Here is a 17324-nt window from a genome sequence, read left to right as displayed (position 1 = left end):
GCAGTGTGGCAAAAGAATATGATTTGGTCATTCTCGGCGGTGGAACCGGAGGGTACGTAGCAGCTATTCGTGCCTCTCAGTTAGGTCTATCAGTAGCGGTTGTGGAAAAAAATAAGTTAGGCGGCACATGCCTGCACGCAGGGTGTATCCCAAGCAAAGCTTTACTAAGAAGTGCAGAAGTCTATCAAACGGCTAAGAAAAGCAGTGAATTTGGCGTAGAAACGTCCAATGTACTATTGAACTATGCACGTGTACAAGAACGAAAGTCAGAAATTGTTTCACAGTTACATAACGGTGTTAAACAGCTAATGAAAAAAGGTAAAATTGACGTGTATGAAGGAATTGGACGTATTTTAGGACCTTCTATTTTTTCTCCTATGCCAGGAACCATCTCCGTCGAATTAAAAAGCGGTGAAGAAAACGAAATGCTTATTCCAAAGAATGTAATTGTCGCAACCGGGTCTCGTCCTAGAACATTACCTGGTTTAACGATTGACGGAGAGAAAGTAATCACTTCAGATGAAGCATTAAAGATGGAAACACTTCCTGCTTCTATTATTATTGTGGGAGGCGGCGTCATTGGAATTGAGTGGGCGTCAATGCTCACAGATTTTGATGTTGATGTAACGGTTGTGGAATACAGCGATCGTATTTTACCAACAGAAGATCAAGATATCTCCCGTGAAATGACGAAGCTTTTAAAAGCAAAAGGAGTTACCATTATTACTTCTGCTAAAGTAATGGCTGATACACTGTCTATTGATGGTCAGGTGAAAATTTCCGCTCAAGTAGGAGACGATATGCAAGAATATGAAGCAGAAAAGCTGCTTGTATCTGTAGGGCGTCAAGCGAATGTCGAAGGAATTGGTCTCGAGAATACTGATATTGTAGTAGAAAACGGTGTGATTGCCACGAATGATTTTTATCAAACGAAAGAATCTCATATCTACGCAATTGGAGATGTGATTGGCGGACTGCAGCTTGCACATGTAGCTTCTCACGAAGGAATTGTAGCTGTGGAGCATTTACATGGTGACAAGCCTTTGAAGATTGATTATACAACAATCTCTAAATGCGTATACAGCAGCCCGGAGGCAGCAAGTGTAGGATTAACAGAACAAGAAGCAAAACAGCAAGGATTTCAGCTGAAGGTTGGAAAGTTTCCGTTTAAGGCCGTTGGAAAAGCTCTTGTATATGGAGAGGCAGAGGGATTTGTTAAAATTATTGCCGATGCCGACACAAATGATGTTCTTGGTGTGCATATGATTGGACCTCATGTGACGGATATGATTTCTGAAGCGGGTCTTGCAAAGGTATTGGATGCTACACCATGGGAAATTGCTCATACCATTCATCCTCATCCTAGCCTTTCAGAAGCGATGGGAGAAGCTTCATTAGCTGTAGATGGAAAAGCGATTCATTTTTGATGATTAAAGGAGGTTTAAACATGACAAAAAACCGTCATGAATCATTAGGATTAACTGATGAACAAGTACTTGAAATGTACCGCACTATGCTGCTTGCAAGAAAAATTGATGAGCGTATGTGGCTATTAAACCGTGCAGGGAAGGTGCCTTTTGTTATTTCATGTCAAGGTCAAGAAGCCGCTCAAGTTGGCGCAGCTTTTGCCTTAAACAGAGAGAATGATTACATATTACCTTATTACCGCGATCTGGGTGTTGTACTAGCATTTGGAATGACCGCGCGCGATTTAATGCTTTCTGGGTTTGCTAAAGCAGAAGATCCAAACTCAGGAGGTCGTCAAATGCCAGGTCACTTTGGACATAAGGAAAAGCGAATTGTAACAGGATCTTCTCCAGTTACAACACAGGTGCCTCATGCAGTAGGAATCGCTTTAGCAGGACGATTGGAGAAAAAAGACTTAGTAACGTTTGTCACGTTTGGAGAAGGATCTTCTAACCAAGGAGATTTCCACGAAGGCGCGAACTTTGCAGGTGTTCATAAGCTTCCTGTTATCTTTATGTGTGAAAATAACAAGTATGCGATTTCTGTTCCGGTTGAAAAGCAGCTAGGATGCGCAAAAGTATCTGATCGTGCGATTGGATATGGTATGCCAGGCTACACAATTGATGGAAACGATGTCCTTGAAGTATACCGAGTGGTAAAAGAAGCAAGAGATCGTGCATCCAGAGGAGAAGGGCCTACTCTTATTGAAACTGTTTCAGAGCGTTTGACTGCCCATTCAAGTGATGATGATGATCGTGCATATCGCGGAGCAGAAGAATTGTCTGAAGCTAAAAAGAGCGATCCGCTTGCGTACTTTGCGACTTATTTAAAAGAGGTTAACGTGTTAACCGATGAACGAGAAAAGCAAATGCTTGATGATATTATGAACATCGTTAATGATGCAACAGATTATGCTGAAAACGCTCCTTATGCAGAAGCGGAATCGGCTTTAAAATACGTGTACGGTGAGTAAGGAGGAGAACATATGCCGGTTATTTCATATATTGATGCAGTAACAATGGCCATTCGTGAAGAAATGGAAAGAGATTCCCGCGTGTTTGTATTAGGAGAAGACGTAGGGAAAAAAGGCGGCGTATTTAAAGCAACCAACGGACTGTACGAACAGTTTGGGGAAGAAAGAGTTATTGACACACCTCTTGCAGAGTCTGCTATTGCAGGCGTAGGAATCGGAGCGGCAATGTACGGCATGCGTCCGATTGCTGAAATGCAATTTGCTGATTTTATTATGCCTGCAGTCAATCAAATTGTGTCAGAAGCAGCAAAAATTCGCTATCGTTCTAATAATGATTGGAGTTGTCCAATTACAATTCGAGCTCCTTACGGCGGCGGAGTTCACGGCGCTCTTTATCATTCTCAGTCTGTTGAAGCACTGTTTGCCAATACGCCAGGGTTAAAGATTGTGATGCCTTCTACGCCTTATGACGTAAAAGGATTATTAAAAGCAGCTATTCGTGATGATGATCCAGTTCTTTTCTTTGAGCATAAGCGTGCGTACCGTTTGATTAAAGGAGAAGTCCCTGAAGATGATTATGTACTTCCGATTGGCAAAGCAGATGTAAAGAGAGAAGGAGACGACATCACGGTTATTACATATGGTCTTTGTGTACACTTTGCTCTTCAAGCTGCTGAAAAACTGGAAGCAGACGGTATTTCAGCACACATCTTAGATTTAAGAACGGTCTATCCGCTTGATAAAGAAGCTATTATAGAAGCAGCATCTAAAACAGGTAAGGTTCTGCTTTTAACGGAAGACAACAAAGAAGGCAGCATTATGAGCGAAGTAGCAGCTATTATTGCTGAACACTGCTTATTTGATTTAGATGCGCCAATTCAGCGCCTTGCTGGCCCTGATGTTCCAGCTATGCCGTATGCACCAACAATGGAAAAATATTTTATGGTGAATCCAGATAAAGTAGAAAAAGCAATGAGAGAATTAGCTCAATTTTAAAAGGAGTTGTATCAATTGGCTATTGAAAAAATTACGATGCCGCAGCTCGGTGAAAGTGTAACAGAGGGTACAATTAGCAAATGGCTCGTTTCTGTTGGAGATCACGTAAATAAGTACGACCCGTTAGCTGAAGTCATGACGGATAAAGTAAATGCTGAAGTGCCTTCTTCTTTTAGTGGAACAATTAAAGAGTTAATTGCAGGTGAAGATGATACTTTGCCTGTAGGAGAAGTGATTTGTTTAATTGAAGTAGAAGGAACTGTACCTCAAGAAGAACAGAAAACGTCTGATAAGACTGTAGAAGAATCAGCGCCAAAAACAGCGGACAGTCAATCCAATAAAAGCCGATACTCTCCAGCTGTTATGCGCCTGTCGCAAGAGCATAATATTAATTTAGATGCCGTGACAGGAACAGGAGCGGGCGGCCGCATTACGAGAAAAGATATTTTAGCTGTTATCGAAAAAGGCGGAGCTGCTGAAGTGAAAGAAACACCTGCATCAACAGTTCAGCCAGAAGCACCTGTAGCAGCAGCTGCTCCAAAAACGCAGCAGCCCGCGCCGGTTGTGTCCGCAGCAGGAGATCAAGAAATCCCTGTTACAGGCGTGCGCAAAGCTATTGCAGCAAATATGCTTCGCAGCAAGCATGAAATTCCACATGCATGGACAATGGTTGAAGTTGATGTAACGAACTTAGTTTCTTATCGTGATGCATTAAAGACGGAGTTTAAACAAAAAGAAGGTTTTAACTTAACGTATTTTGCGTTCTTCGTAAAAGCAGTGGCTCAGGCTTTAAAAGAATTCCCTCAAATGAATTCAATGTGGGCAGGGGATCGTATTGTTCAGAAAAAGGACATTAATGTATCGATTGCTGTTGCAACAGACGATGCTTTATTTGTGCCGGTTATTAAACAAGCCGATGAAAAGACAATCAAAGGCATTGCGCGTGAAATTACCGAACTCGCGCAAAAAGTTCGTACGGGTTCATTGAAGTCTGAAGACATGCAGGGCGGAACGTTTACTGTTAACAACACAGGCTCATTTGGTTCCGTGCAATCAATGGGGATTATTAATTACCCTCAAGCGGCTATTTTACAAGTAGAATCTATTGTAAAACGTCCGGTTATTATTGATAATATGATTGCTGTTCGAGATATGGTTAACTTATGTTTATCACTTGATCACCGCGTGTTAGACGGCTTGGTGTGCGGCAGATTCTTGGCAAGAGTTAAAGAGATTTTAGAATCTACGTCTAAAGAGAATACGTCCGTCTATTAAAAAAGAGGCTGGCGCAAAACTGTTTTAGCTGAAGGAAGATCCGAACGATGAATTGAGATTCTTGATAGAGAATCCCACTCGTTCGGATTTTTTTATCGTGATGGTAAATGTAGGGTAATTATGTCCCCGTCTCGTTTTATTTTGAAGCAATGATTGAACAATTTGTAAAAGATGTATTAAAATAAAAGAAGAATCATCAAACTTCAAAGTGTAATCATCTAGGTCTAGCAGGCAGCTATTAACTGTAAAGGGGCATGGAAATGAAAACAAATACATTATCATTTCATGAATTTACACGTACACCTAAAGAAGATTGGGCACAGGAAGTTAGCAAAAACACCGCGCTCCGCTCAAAAGAAACGTTAGAAAACATCTTTTTGAAACCGCTTTATTTTGAAAGTGATACGGCACATTTAGACTACTTGCAGCAGAGTCCGGCGGAAATAGATTGTTTAAGAGGAGCCGGTAAAGAATCATACATACTAGGGGAATGGGAAATCACCCAAAAAATCGACTTACCTTCTATTAAAGAAAGCAATAAACTTCTTTTACACAGTTTGAGAAATGGACAAAATACGGCCGCTTTTACGTGCAGTGAAGCAATGAGGCAAGGAAAAGACATTGATGAAGCAACTGAAGCTGAAGTAGCCTCAGGCGCTACAATTTCTACTTTAGAGGATGTTGTTCATTTGTTTCAGCATGTAGCTCTTGAAGCTGTGCCTTTATTTTTAAATACGGGATGTACATCCGTTCCACTTCTTTCGTTCTTAAAAGCATACTGTGCTGATCATAACTTTGATATGAGACAGCTGACAGGTACGGTTGGAATGGATCCGCTCGGCACCCTTGCTGAATATGGAAGAGTTCCACTTTCTACTCGAGATTTATACGATCATTTAGCTTACGCAACGCGTTTGGCTCACAGTAATGTTCCAGAGATCAAAACGATCATTGTATCAAGTATTCCTTACCATAACAGCGGTGCAAACGCTGTTCAAGAACTAGCTTATATGCTTGCTACAGGAGTGCAGTATATTGATGAATGCATAAAACGCGGTTTGTCCTTACATCAAGTTTTACCTCATATGACCTTTTCGTTTTCAGTTAGCTCACATTTATTTATGGAAATATCAAAACTTCGTGCTTTTCGCATGCTTTGGGCAAATGTGGTTCGTGCTTTTGATGACACGGCCGTTTCAGTGCCGTTTATCCATACAGAAACGTCACATCTTACACAGTCTAAAGAAGACATGTATACAAATGCATTAAGGGGCACGGTTCAAGCATTTGCTTCTATTGTAGGAGGAGCCGATAGTCTGCATATTGAACCATATGATTCCGTCACATCTTCATCTTCTCAGTTCGCTCATCGCCTTGCCCGTAACACTCACTTAATTTTGCAGCACGAAACACATATATCAAAAGTAATGGATCCTGCCGGAGGCTCTTGGTACGTTGAAGCTTACACACATGAATTAATGACAAAAGCTTGGGAGTTATTTGGCAACATTGAAGACCACGGCGGAATGGAAGAAGCTTTAAAACAAGGGCGAATTCAAGATGAAGTTGAACAAATGAAAGTAAAAAGACAAGGGGATATAGAGTGCCGCATTGAGCGCTTGATCGGAGTCACACACTATGCTCCTAAGCAACAGGATGTATCTCAAGAGATAAAAAGCACGCCGTTTAAAAAAGAAGAAATAAAAATGCGTAAATACAGTGACCAGAACGCTTCGGAATTTTCATCAAACCTTTCGCTAGAGGACTATACAAAGCTAGCATCTAAAGGGGTAACAGCAGGGTGGATGCTAAAACAAATGGCGAAGCAGACACAGCCTGACAGTATTGTGCCGCTCACTAAGTGGAGAGCAGCAGAGAAGTTTGAAAAAATACGGGTTCATACAAAGGGGATGAGCATTGGCATTATGGAGCTCACAGATCCTAGCAGCCGTAAAAAAGCTGAGATTGCCCGGTCTTTATTTGAAAGCGCAGGCTTTGCGTGTGAAACAATTAAAAACATAGATTCCTATGTCGAGATAGCAGATTGGATGAATGAACAAGAGCACGAAGCATATGTGATCTGTGGAAGTGATGAACTCGTGGAAAAGCTCTTAACGAAAGCGATGACTTATTTTGAGGAAGATTCCGTTTATGTGTACGTAGTAGGGGAAGAACATGTATCACGCAAAACGCAGTGGCAGCAAAAAGGTGTAATGAGCGTCATACATCCTAAGACGAATGTTATTCAATGCGTTAAGAAGTTATTATGTGCTTTGGAGGTAGAAGTTCATGTATAAAAAGCCTTCTTTTTCTAATATTCCATTATCATTTTCAAAGCAGCAAAGGGAAGATGACGTGGCTCAAAGTTCATTCACTGCCTTTCAAACAAATGAACAAATTGAATTAAAATCAGTATATACAAAAAAAGACAGAGATAGCCTCGACTTTATTCACTTTGCACCTGGTGTCCCACCGTTTGTGAGAGGACCGTATGCAACGATGTATGTGAATCGGCCTTGGACGATTAGACAGTACGCAGGATACTCAACGGCGGAGGAAAGCAATGCCTTTTACCGCCGAAACCTAGCTGCTGGACAGAAAGGGCTGTCTGTTGCTTTTGACCTCGCTACCCACCGCGGCTATGACTCTGATCATCCAAGAGTTGTTGGAGATGTAGGGAAAGCAGGTGTGGCAATTGATTCAATGATGGATATGAAGCAGCTGTTTGAAGGGATTCCGCTTGATCAAATGTCTGTGTCGATGACAATGAACGGGGCGGTGCTTCCTATTTTAGCTTTCTACATCGTAACAGCTGAAGAACAAGGCGTAAAAAAAGAAAAGCTGGCTGGAACGATTCAAAATGATATTTTAAAAGAATATATGGTGCGCAATACGTATATTTATCCTCCTGAGATGTCAATGCGAATCATTGCGGATATTTTTAAATATACAGCGGAGTACATGCCGAAATTTAACAGTATTAGTATATCAGGCTATCATATGCAAGAAGCAGGTGCTCCAGCAGACTTAGAGCTTGCTTATACGCTTGCAGACGGACTTGAATATGTACGAACCGGCTTGAAAGCGGGGATTACAATTGACGCATTTGCTCCGAGGCTATCCTTTTTCTGGGCAATTGGAATGAACTATTTTATGGAAGTAGCGAAAATGAGAGCAGGAAGGCTGCTATGGGCAAAACTAATGAAGCAGTTTGAGCCGGATAATCCTAAATCTTTAGCTCTTAGAACGCATTCTCAAACGTCCGGCTGGAGCTTAACGGAGCAGGATCCATTTAATAATGTTATTAGAACATGCGTCGAAGCTCTGGCTGCAGTATCAGGACATACGCAGTCGCTTCATACAAACGCACTGGATGAGGCGATTGCTCTTCCAACTGATTTTTCAGCTAGAATTGCCCGAAATACGCAGCTTTATTTACAAAATGAAACGGAGATTTGTTCCGTTATTGATCCTTGGGGAGGCTCTTATTATGTGGAATCATTAACGAACGAATTAATGATAAAAGCGTGGAAGCACCTTGAAGAAATAGAGCAGCTCGGCGGAATGACAAAAGCAATAGAAGCAGGCGTACCTAAAATGAAGATAGAAGAAGCCGCTGCGCGCAGACAAGCAAGAATAGATTCGCAGGCAGAAATTATTGTAGGTGTGAATCAGTTTGAGCCGGAGCAAGAAGAACCGCTTGATATTCTTGATATTGATAACACAGCAGTTCGAATGAAGCAGCTGGAAAAGTTAAAGAAAATACGCAGTGAACGTAACGAACGAGCGGTAATCGAAGCGCTTAATCGACTTACCAATTGTGCCAAAACAGGTGAAGGGAATCTCCTTGCTTTTGCGGTTGAAGCTGCGAGAGCTAGAGCTACACTAGGTGAAATTTCAGAAGCTATTGAGAAAGTGGCTGGAAGACATCAGGCTACTTCTAAGTCAGTCAGCGGGGTATACAGTGCGGAGTTTGTGCATCGAGATCAAATCGAAGAAGTTCGAAAGCTCACGGCTGAATTTTTAGAGGAAGAAGGAAGGCGCCCAAGAATTTTAGTCGCAAAAATGGGGCAAGACGGTCACGACAGAGGATCGAAAGTGATTTCAACAGCCTTTGCTGACCTTGGATTTGACGTTGATATCGGTCCTTTATTTCAAACGCCTCAAGAAACAGCAAGGCAAGCTGTAGAAAACGACGTACATGTGATTGGCATAAGCTCTTTGGCAGCCGGGCATAAAACGTTACTGCCGCAGCTTGTTGAGGAATTAAAGAAATTAGAGCGCGACGATATCGTTGTTATTGTCGGAGGCGTTATTCCTAAACAAGACTACTCATTTCTTTTAGAACACGGCGCTTCTGCAATCTTTGGACCTGGAACAGTAATCCCAAAAGCGGCCGTTTCCGTTTTATATGAAATAAAGAAACGGTTAGAAGAATAGTTGGTGAAGACAATTGGTGAAATTAAAAACGGTACAAGATTATAAACAAGGGCTGCTTGAAGGAAAAAGAACAGCGTTAGCTCAAGCCATTACTTTAATTGAAAGTAAAGCGCCGAAGCATAAAGTACTAGCACAACAGCTGATTAAAGAAATCTATCCTCATACGGGGCATTCAGTGCGCATTGGTTTTACAGGCGTACCCGGAGCAGGAAAAAGTACGCTGATTGACAAATTTGGTTCGTACCTATGCAAAAATGGCCATTCCGTTGCAGTTTTGGCAGTCGATCCAAGCAGTACCTTGTCTGGAGGAAGTATTTTAGGAGATAAAACGAGAATGGAGCTTCTTACCAAACAAGAGAATGCTTTTGTCCGTCCTTCACCTTCTCAAGGAACGCTTGGAGGTGTTCATCTTAAAACGAGAGAAGCCATTTTTCTTTGTGAAGCGGCTGGGTATAACATCATATTTGTCGAAACGATGGGCGTTGGCCAAGGTGAAATGATTGTAAAAGAGATGGTAGACTTCTTTGTTCTTCTTGCTTTAACTGGAGCAGGAGATGATTTGCAAGGAATTAAAAAAGGGCTGCTTGAGTGGGTTAATTTGATTTGTGTAAATAAAGCAGACGGGGATAACCGCCTAAAAGCAGAAGTGACTGCAAAAGAATACGAAAGCATCATCGGTTTCCTTCACGGTCATTCTGGAGGATGGAACCCACAGGTCATCACAACTTCTGCTTATGAAGAAGTATCATTCCAAGACTTGTGGAAGATAATTTGTGACTATAAGGAATGGATGAATAAAAATGATCTGTTTTATACAGTAAGGCAAAAGCAAATGAAGGCATGGTTACAAGCAAGTGTTAATGAATATTTACAAGAATCATTTTATGAACATCCTTTAGTTAAGCAAACGTTAGGGGATGTTGAAAAACAAATGATGACGGGAGATGTCACGATGGCTGAAGCTCTCGAACACTTGATTAAAACCTACCGGCAGGCGATGAAGGAAATATAAAAAAGGATCCTGCATTTTATGCGGATCCTTCTACACTAGGGAGTTAAGAGTATGGTTTTCTAGCTATAAAAATAGTATCACCATTTCTTTTCTTGTTTAATCTTGATTACCAAGAAAAAATGAGTCAAAGCAATCGCCTTTTTAGTTTTCGTTTGCTATGATAAAGAATAGATAGCAAAAGGGAGGTATGAAAATGAATATCGATTTTAACTTGTTTATGAACGACGTTGTTCGTCAAGCCCGCAAAGAAATTACAGCTGCTGGTTATACAGAATTAACGACGGCTGAAGCGGTAGATGAAACGTTTAAAAAGCCTGGTACAACGCTTGTAATGGTGAATTCAGTTTGCGGTTGTGCAGGAGGTATTGCAAGACCTGCTGCAGCGCACTCTGTACATTATGATAAACGTCCAACAAACTTGGTTACAGTATTTGCTGGGCAAGATAAAGAAGCAACTGCACGTGCACGCGAATACTTTGAAGGTTATCCGCCTTCGTCTCCATCTTTCGCTTTATTAAAAGACGGAAAAATTATCACAATGGTAGAGCGTCACGAAATTGAAGGCCACGAGCCAATGTCAGTTGTGATGAAGCTGCAAGAAGCATTCGAACAGCACTGTGAAGAAGTGTAAGAGAGAAGCCGTTTTGAACGGCTTCTTTTTTTATGCGTTTTTTTACCTATCTGTATGCAGGCTTTCTAGAGAGTGGAAAATGTTAAGAAAAGGTATTTTCAAATAGTGAAACTTATATTTAAAAAAGATATTGCATATTTATAATGTTGTGTTAAAATACATTTATATGAATATATATTTAAATTTCGACATTTACTTGCAATAGCAAAAAACTTATTTCATAATATTATTAATTTTTAAAAAATAATGTAAGGAATAAACTAGGGGGAACGAAGATGAAATTGAAGAAGTGGTTATCGGTAACGGCAATTGGTCTTTTAACAGCAGGCGTTTTAGCTGCATGCGGAGCAGGAGAAGGAACGTCTAATGGCGGAGCAAGCAGCGACGACAAAGATAAAAAAGTACTAGTAATGGGAACATCAGCAGATTACCCACCATTTGAATATATTGATACGGCAAAAGGTGATAGTGAAGCAATCGGATTTGACGTAGATTTAGCAAAAACAATCGGTAAAAAGTTAGGTTATGACGTACAGGTGAAGGATATGGAATTTGGCGGATTAATTCCAGCTTTACAATCTAATAAAGTCGATTTAGTTTTAGCGGGTATGACGCCAACTGAAAAGCGTAAAAAGAACGTGGACTTCTCAGACGTATATTATGAAGCAAAAAACATGATTGTATCGAAGAAAGATGCGCCAATTAAAAATGCAGAAGAACTAAAAGGAAAAACAGTCGGTGTACAAACTTCTTCTATCCAAGCAGACGAAGCAAAAGAAATTGCAAAAGAAGTTGACGGAGTAAATGTAACAACGCGTGACCGTATTCCAGAACTAATTCAAGAAATGAAATCAAATCGTATCGATGCAGCAATTATTGAAGATACAGTAGCTAAAGGGTATGTGAACAAAGACAAAAGCTTGCAAATGTCTGATACAGGACGTCCAGATTCAAGTAAAGGATCAGCAATCGCATTTCCTAAAGACAGCAAGCTAACGAATGACTTTAACCGTGAATTAAAGAAAATGAAAGAAAACGGTGAATTAGATAAATTAATCGTTAAGTGGTTTGACGACCAAAAATAAGAATGATAGTTAGAGAGGAATGGAACTAGGCATGAATTTGGATTTTTCGCAAATCGTGCCTTCTATGCCTTATATTTTAAAAGGGATAGGGGTAACGATACAGATAGTCCTAGCTTCAGCAATTTTAGGGTTTGTGCTGGGAGTTATTTTATCTTTATGTAAAATCAGCCGCAATAAACCTCTTCAATGGTTTGCGGATGCATATACGTCCGTGTTTCGCGGAACACCGCTTGTACTGCAATTATTATTAATATACTTTGGATTACCTCAGCTGCTCGGGTTTGATATTGCCCCGTTTCCAGCGGCCGTTGCTGCGTTCGGGCTAAACTCTGCAGCATATATATCTGAAATTATTCGCGCTGGTATTTTAGCTGTTGATAAAGGACAGCGTGAAGCGGCATTAGCGTTAGGAATTCCTTATCGCCGCATGATGGGACAAATTATTTTGCCACAGGCACTTAAAAATATTTTACCTGCTTTAATGAATGAGTTCATTACATTAACAAAGGAATCAGCTATCGTTACAGTTATTGGAGCACTCGACATTATGCGCCGTGCTTACATTGTAGGTGGAGAAAAATTCGCCTACCTTGAACCGTTAATTTTTGCAGGGTTGATTTATTATGTAATGGTAATGGGCTTAACGCTCCTTGGTAAAGCAGTCGAGAGGAGAATGAGAAAAGGTGATTAACGTTGAAAATTTACACAAATCATTTGGCAATAATGAAGTTTTAAAAGGTATTTCAACTACGATTAAGGAAAAAGAAGTCGTAGCTGTTATTGGCCCTTCTGGTTCTGGTAAATCTACTTTTTTACGCTGTATGAACCTGCTTGAAGAACCGACGAGCGGAGTAGTTTCAATTAACGGTCAAGTGATTACAGATAAAAAAACAAACATTATGCGTGTGCGTGAAAACGTAGGAATGGTATTTCAGCATTTTCACTTGTTTCCACATATGACAGTGCTTGAAAATTTGACGTATGCTCCGATGACGGTAAAAGGCGTGTCAAGAGAAACGGCTGTTGCTAAAGGCAAAGAATTACTTCAAAAAGTGGGACTTGCTCAAAAAGCCAACGAGTTTCCAAGTCGCTTATCGGGCGGTCAAAAGCAGCGTGTAGCTATTGCCAGAGCACTGGCAATGGAACCGAAAGTGATGCTGTTTGACGAACCAACATCAGCATTGGATCCAGAGATGGTAAAAGAAGTACTAGATGTAATGAAGTCGCTAACAGAAACAGGAATGACGATGGTCATTGTAACGCATGAAATGGGATTTGCACGAGAAGTAGCGGATCGTGTGCTGTTTTTAGACGGCGGTGTGCTTGTTGAAGATGCGCCTCCGGCTGAATTTTTCTCAGCGCCTAAAAGCAAGCGTGCTAAAGATTTCTTAGAAAAGATTTTATAATAAAAAAAGTGCAGGAAGAGTACGATCTTTTCTGCACTTTTTTTATTGAAATTTATATGGTACAGCAAGATTTAAGGTTGTGTTATTTTTCTATTCGTGTTAATAAAGAATAGAGTATTTTATCACACTAAAAAGAAACTAACATGTAGGAGTCTAGAAAATGAAATTTAAAATTGGGTACCGGACAATTAAAACAGCCGTCGGTACATCACTGGCTATTATTATAGCTCAGTTCTTTCACCTTGAGTTTTTTGTATCAGCTGGAATTATCACCATTTTGTGCATTCAAAATTCAAAGAAAAAATCGTTGCGAAGTGCAAGCGATCGTTTTATTGCTTGTTCTTTATCCATTCTATTTTCATTTATATTCTTTGAAGGGATTGCTTATCATCCACTTGTTATAGGACTGATGCTGCTTTTGTTTATCCCGGTTACGGTTATATTCAAAGTTAATACAGGCATTGTTACAAGCTCCGTTATTTTGCTTCATATTTACTCCAAAGGCAATATGACATGGGGAATCGTTTTTAATGAACTTGGCTTAATTGTAATTGGGATAGGTGTTGCCCTGCTTGTGAATTTATACATGCCAAGTTTAGATCAAGAGCTTCGCACGTATCAGCAAGAAATTGAAGAGAATTTCCGGTCGATGTTAAAAGAAATTGCCCTATATCTCAGAACCAATGACAGCAGTTGGGACGGTAAGGAAATTGCAGATACGGTAAAAATTTTAGAAAAAGCAAAGAGCCTTGCGTTTCGTGATGTAGAAAATCATTTTGTGCGTGGGGAAAACTATTATTACCGCTATTTTAAAATTCGTGAAAAACAGCTTGAAATTATTGAGCGAACGCTTCCTCTCATTACCGCTATTGATTTAGTGGTAGAACAGCGCTACATGATTGCCGATTTCATTGAAGAATTAAGTCTATCCATCCACCCCGGTAATACAGCAAAATTATTTTTAGCCAAACTTCAGCATTTACGAGAAGCTTTTGCAGAGATGCCGCTTCCTAAAACGCGGGAAGAGTTTGAAGCGCGTGCCGATTTACTGCACGTAGTCAAAGAAATTGAACAATATTTGGTTATTAAACAAACCTTAAAAATAAGTTAAACAGCATGCATGTTGTTTATCTTGCTTACGAACACTAAATAAGACAAGAGAGATCTCTCTTGTCTTTTACTTAGGACTAACGTAAGGTGGTGGATTACGTGCATGTGTTTGCTTTTATCCTTTTACTACTATCTCCGGTTTGGCCATTAGGAGAAAATCCGTTGCCAAATGATCCTTATATTATTATTAATAAACAAAGCAATGAGCTTGCTTATATCCAAAATAAAGAAATTAAACAAATTATTAAAGTAGCAACGGGGAAAACAGTTAATCTGACGCCCGAAGGGGAGTTCACGGTAACAGTAAAAGCTGTTAATCCTTATTATCGGAGAAGTAACATTGAAGGAGGCGCTCCTCAAAATCCTCTAGGTGTAAGATGGATTGGGTTTGATGCAAGAGAGACTGACGGACGTATTTATGGCATTCATGGTACAAATCAGCCGGGTTCCATCGGTAAATATGTATCGAATGGCTGTATTCGCGTAGAAAATCGTGAAGTAAGCCATTTATATGATCAAGTCCCGTTAGGTACAAAAGTGTGGATTGTATCTACAGATCAATCTTTTGAAGAGTTAGCCGCTCAAAAAGGCATTGTGAATATACAGCAAAAGACTGGTGACTAGTCACCAGTCTTTTTTATATGTTTGCATTGCACACAGAAACGGCAGTGCAGCTATGTTTTTAGTCATCAGTCCCGATTAAAACCACATGGCAAGTCCCGCTAAAAGCGTAGATATTAACATGACAAGAAGCATTAAAAACACAATGGTTTTTTGGATTTTCTTATTAGACATACAACCAAAGTCCTCCTACACGTTTTTTTCTTATTTTACATGTCTTCCGCTGCTTAGACAAGCAACTTTCTGTAGATACGCGAGCAGGAGATTTCTTTTGTTTTCAAGAATATGTGTAAATGAAAACGCTTTTTTAAGAGGTGAGAAAGTGATAAAAGGAATTGAACACATAGGAATAGCTGTAAAATCAATTGAAGGCAGCCTCCCGTTTTATGAAAAGGTATTAGGACTGTCTCTATTAAAAGTAGAAGAAGTAGAAGAACAAGGAGTAAAAGTTGCTTTTATTCAGTGCGGCAACGTAAAAATTGAATTATTAGAGCCGCTCTTTGAAGACAGTGCGGTCGGCGCGTTTATCAAAAAGAGAGGTGAAGGTCTTCATCATGTTGCTTTAGGTGTGCGCACGATTGAAGAACGGATTAACGAGTTAAAGGAAAAGGGTGTACACATGATTGACGATGTTCCGCGAAAAGGCGCAGGGGAAGCATCCATTGCTTTTTTGCATCCAAAGTCAGCAAACGGTGTTCTTTATGAGCTCTGTGAAAAAACACTAGAGGAGGAGAAGAAACATGGTTGACATTTATGATAAGTTAAATGAATTGTACGATAAACGCCGAAAGATCGAGTTAGGCGGCGGAGACGAAAAGATTGAAAAACAGCACCATAAAGGAAAACTAACGGCACGCGAACGAATTGAAATTCTTTTGGATGAACATACATTTGTCGAATTAAATCCGTTTATTGAACATCGGTGTGCAGATTTCAGTATGAATAATCAAGTAGGACCAGGAGACGGGGTAGTAACAGGTTACGGCAAGGTAAACGGTCGCTCAGTCTACTTGTTTTCGCAAGATTTTACAGTATTCGGAGGCGCGCTAGGTGAAATGCATGCTAAAAAAATTGCGCACGTAATGGACTTAGCGGCTAAAACAGGCGTGCCGTTTATTGGCTTAAATGATTCAGGGGGAGCTCGTATTCAAGAGGGCGTCATGTCTCTTGATGGATACGGTCATATTTTTTATCGAAATGCCATTTATTCGGGTGTCATGCCTCAAATATCTGTTATTATGGGTCCCTGTGCAGGCGGAGCCGTGTACTCACCGGCGATTACTGACTTTGTTTTTATGGTAGAAGAAACAAGTCAAATGTTCATTACAGGACCAAAAGTAATTGAAACGGTAACGGGAGAAAGCATTTCCTCTGAAAATCTTGGAGGAGCAGCTGTTCATAACGAAATTAGCGGTAATGCCCATTTTAGAGGTGCAACAGAACAAGAGGTGCTAGAACAAGTACGAACGCTCTTAAGCTATCTTCCTCAGTCTAGCCAAGAGCAGCCTCCTTTAGCCTCAAAGGCAGAGTCTGATCATTATCGTCCGGATTTATTAGACGTTGTCCCGTTTGATGCCGTGCGCCCTTACGATGTGCGTCAAGTCATTCACCAAGTAGTGGACGAGCACTCATTTTTTGAAGTGCAAAAAGACTTTGCAAGAAATATTGTCATTGGTTTTGCCCGCATAGATGGAAAAGTTGTCGGACTTGTGTGTAACCAGCCTAAAGTAATGGCAGGCAGTTTAGATATTAACTCCTCAGATAAAGCAGCAAGGTTTATTCGATTTTGCGATTCATTTAATATCCCACTTATTACATTTGAAGATGTTACAGGTTTTTTCCCAGGTATCAAGCAGGAACATGGCGGAATTATACGTCATGGTGCTAAAATTTTATATGCATACTCCGAAGCTACCGTTCCGAAAATCACGGTGATTTTGCGAAAGGCGTACGGAGGTGCATACGTAGCTTTAAATAGTAAATCGATTGGAGCGGACCTTGTGTATTCGTGGCCGAATGCAGAAATCGCTGTTATGGGTCCTCAAGGTGCTGCGAATATTATCTTTGCAAACGACATTCGAGGTAGCGAAAACCCAGATAAAACAAGACACGAAAAAATTGAACAGTATCGCGAGAAATTTGCTAATCCTTACGTAGCGGCAAGCGCTGGAATGGTGGATGATGTTATTGATCCTAGGGAAACGCGAATAAAATTAATACAAGCGCTTGAAATGTTGCACAATAAAAAGGAAGAGCGTCCAGCAAAGAAACATGGTAACATACCATTGTAGGTTATTTTTGGAGGGAT

The 17324-nt window shown here is 40.4% G+C and carries 16 protein-coding genes; 15 read left to right on the top strand and 1 reads right to left on the bottom strand.

Annotated features, from left to right (window positions below):
• The first annotated feature begins 5 nt into the window (after positions 1 to 5).
• From lpdA to ACFX40_RS09750, 13 genes are all read left to right on the top strand, one after another.
• On the top strand, positions 6 to 1427 hold the full coding sequence (gene lpdA, locus ACFX40_RS09810; protein WP_028410669.1) for a dihydrolipoyl dehydrogenase: 1422 nt from the start codon (positions 6 to 8) through the stop codon (positions 1425 to 1427).
• A 20-nt stretch (positions 1428 to 1447) separates the two neighbouring features.
• Complete coding sequence (locus ACFX40_RS09805; protein ID WP_013084976.1) at positions 1448 to 2440, top strand: thiamine pyrophosphate-dependent dehydrogenase E1 component subunit alpha; 993 nt, start codon at positions 1448 to 1450, stop codon at positions 2438 to 2440.
• 12 nt (positions 2441 to 2452) lie between these two features.
• Positions 2453 to 3436: an alpha-ketoacid dehydrogenase subunit beta gene (locus ACFX40_RS09800; RefSeq protein WP_013084975.1), complete on the top strand. Its 984-nt coding sequence runs from the start codon at positions 2453 to 2455 to the stop codon at positions 3434 to 3436.
• Between the two features lie 15 nt (positions 3437 to 3451).
• Positions 3452 to 4711, top strand: coding sequence for a dihydrolipoamide acetyltransferase family protein (locus ACFX40_RS09795; RefSeq protein WP_028410670.1), 1260 nt, complete (start codon positions 3452 to 3454; stop codon positions 4709 to 4711).
• 260 nt (positions 4712 to 4971) lie between these two features.
• Positions 4972 to 7008 carry an acyl-CoA mutase large subunit family protein gene (locus ACFX40_RS09790; RefSeq protein ID WP_377254852.1) on the top strand — a complete coding sequence of 679 codons (2037 nt, stop codon included), beginning with the start codon at positions 4972 to 4974 and terminating at the stop codon, positions 7006 to 7008.
• Positions 7001 to 9151, top strand: a complete 2151-nt coding sequence (gene scpA, locus ACFX40_RS09785) for a methylmalonyl-CoA mutase (protein ID WP_028410672.1) — start codon at positions 7001 to 7003, stop codon at positions 9149 to 9151. Before ACFX40_RS09790 ends, scpA begins: the two co-directional genes overlap by 8 nt.
• Before the next feature lie 16 nt (positions 9152 to 9167).
• Positions 9168 to 10163, top strand: a complete 996-nt coding sequence (gene meaB, locus ACFX40_RS09780; protein WP_098331867.1) for a methylmalonyl Co-A mutase-associated GTPase MeaB — start codon at positions 9168 to 9170, stop codon at positions 10161 to 10163.
• A 193-nt stretch (positions 10164 to 10356) separates the two neighbouring features.
• Positions 10357 to 10794, top strand: a complete 438-nt coding sequence (locus ACFX40_RS09775; protein ID WP_028410674.1) for a BrxA/BrxB family bacilliredoxin — start codon at positions 10357 to 10359, stop codon at positions 10792 to 10794.
• A gap of 281 nt (positions 10795 to 11075) precedes the next feature.
• On the top strand, positions 11076 to 11879 hold the full coding sequence (locus ACFX40_RS09770; protein WP_026106695.1) for a transporter substrate-binding domain-containing protein: 804 nt from the start codon (positions 11076 to 11078) through the stop codon (positions 11877 to 11879).
• Between the two features lie 31 nt (positions 11880 to 11910).
• On the top strand, positions 11911 to 12570 hold the full coding sequence (locus ACFX40_RS09765) for an amino acid ABC transporter permease (RefSeq protein ID WP_013059114.1): 660 nt from the start codon (positions 11911 to 11913) through the stop codon (positions 12568 to 12570).
• Positions 12563 to 13285, top strand: a complete 723-nt coding sequence (locus ACFX40_RS09760) for an amino acid ABC transporter ATP-binding protein (protein WP_028410675.1) — start codon at positions 12563 to 12565, stop codon at positions 13283 to 13285. Before ACFX40_RS09765 ends, ACFX40_RS09760 begins: the two co-directional genes overlap by 8 nt.
• 160 nt (positions 13286 to 13445) lie before the next feature.
• Entirely contained in the window at positions 13446 to 14396 is a 951-nt protein-coding gene (locus ACFX40_RS09755; RefSeq protein WP_377254849.1) for an aromatic acid exporter family protein, read from the top strand.
• A 98-nt stretch (positions 14397 to 14494) separates the two neighbouring features.
• Positions 14495 to 15019 (top strand): L,D-transpeptidase, encoded by a 525-nt coding sequence (locus ACFX40_RS09750; protein ID WP_028410676.1) that lies wholly within the window; start codon positions 14495 to 14497, stop codon positions 15017 to 15019.
• 75 nt (positions 15020 to 15094) lie between these two features.
• Here ACFX40_RS09750 and prli42 read toward each other — a convergent pair whose 3' ends face one another.
• Complete coding sequence (prli42, locus tag ACFX40_RS09745; RefSeq protein WP_149917156.1) at positions 15095 to 15190, bottom strand: stressosome-associated protein Prli42; 96 nt, start codon at positions 15188 to 15190, stop codon at positions 15095 to 15097.
• 148 nt (positions 15191 to 15338) lie between these two features.
• On the opposite strand from prli42, the gene mce reads away from it, so the two are divergent.
• Both mce and ACFX40_RS09735 read left to right on the top strand, forming a co-directional pair.
• A complete protein-coding gene (mce, locus tag ACFX40_RS09740) occupies positions 15339 to 15764 on the top strand; it encodes a methylmalonyl-CoA epimerase (protein ID WP_377254846.1) in 426 nt (141 codons plus the stop codon).
• Positions 15757 to 17307, top strand: a complete 1551-nt coding sequence (locus ACFX40_RS09735; protein WP_028410678.1) for an acyl-CoA carboxylase subunit beta — start codon at positions 15757 to 15759, stop codon at positions 17305 to 17307. Before mce ends, ACFX40_RS09735 begins: the two co-directional genes overlap by 8 nt.
• The last annotated feature ends 17 nt before the right edge of the window (positions 17308 to 17324 follow it).

Source organism: Priestia sp. YIM B13552 (assembly GCF_042787775.1).
Lineage (GTDB): Bacteria > Bacillota > Bacilli > Bacillales > Bacillaceae_H > Priestia > Priestia megaterium_E.
This window is presented reverse-complemented; position numbering and strand designations above follow the sequence as displayed.

Excerpts from the sequence above, each read along its gene's own strand:
- ACFX40_RS09805 (WP_013084976.1), top strand. The coding sequence starts at position 1,448 with ATGACAAAAAACCGTCATGAATCATTAGGATTAACTGATGAACAAGTA.
- ACFX40_RS09800 (WP_013084975.1), top strand. The coding sequence starts at position 2,453 with ATGCCGGTTATTTCATATATTGATGCAGTAACAATGGCCATTCGTGAA.
- ACFX40_RS09790 (WP_377254852.1), top strand. The coding sequence starts at position 4,972 with ATGAAAACAAATACATTATCATTTCATGAATTTACACGTACACCTAAA.
- scpA (WP_028410672.1), top strand. The coding sequence starts at position 7,001 with ATGTATAAAAAGCCTTCTTTTTCTAATATTCCATTATCATTTTCAAAG.
- ACFX40_RS09775 (WP_028410674.1), top strand. The coding sequence starts at position 10,357 with ATGAATATCGATTTTAACTTGTTTATGAACGACGTTGTTCGTCAAGCC.
- ACFX40_RS09765 (WP_013059114.1), top strand. The coding sequence starts at position 11,911 with ATGAATTTGGATTTTTCGCAAATCGTGCCTTCTATGCCTTATATTTTA.
- ACFX40_RS09755 (WP_377254849.1), top strand. The coding sequence starts at position 13,446 with ATGAAATTTAAAATTGGGTACCGGACAATTAAAACAGCCGTCGGTACA.
- prli42 (WP_149917156.1), bottom strand. The coding sequence starts at position 15,190 with ATGTCTAATAAGAAAATCCAAAAAACCATTGTGTTTTTAATGCTTCTT.
- ACFX40_RS09735 (WP_028410678.1), top strand. The coding sequence starts at position 15,757 with ATGGTTGACATTTATGATAAGTTAAATGAATTGTACGATAAACGCCGA.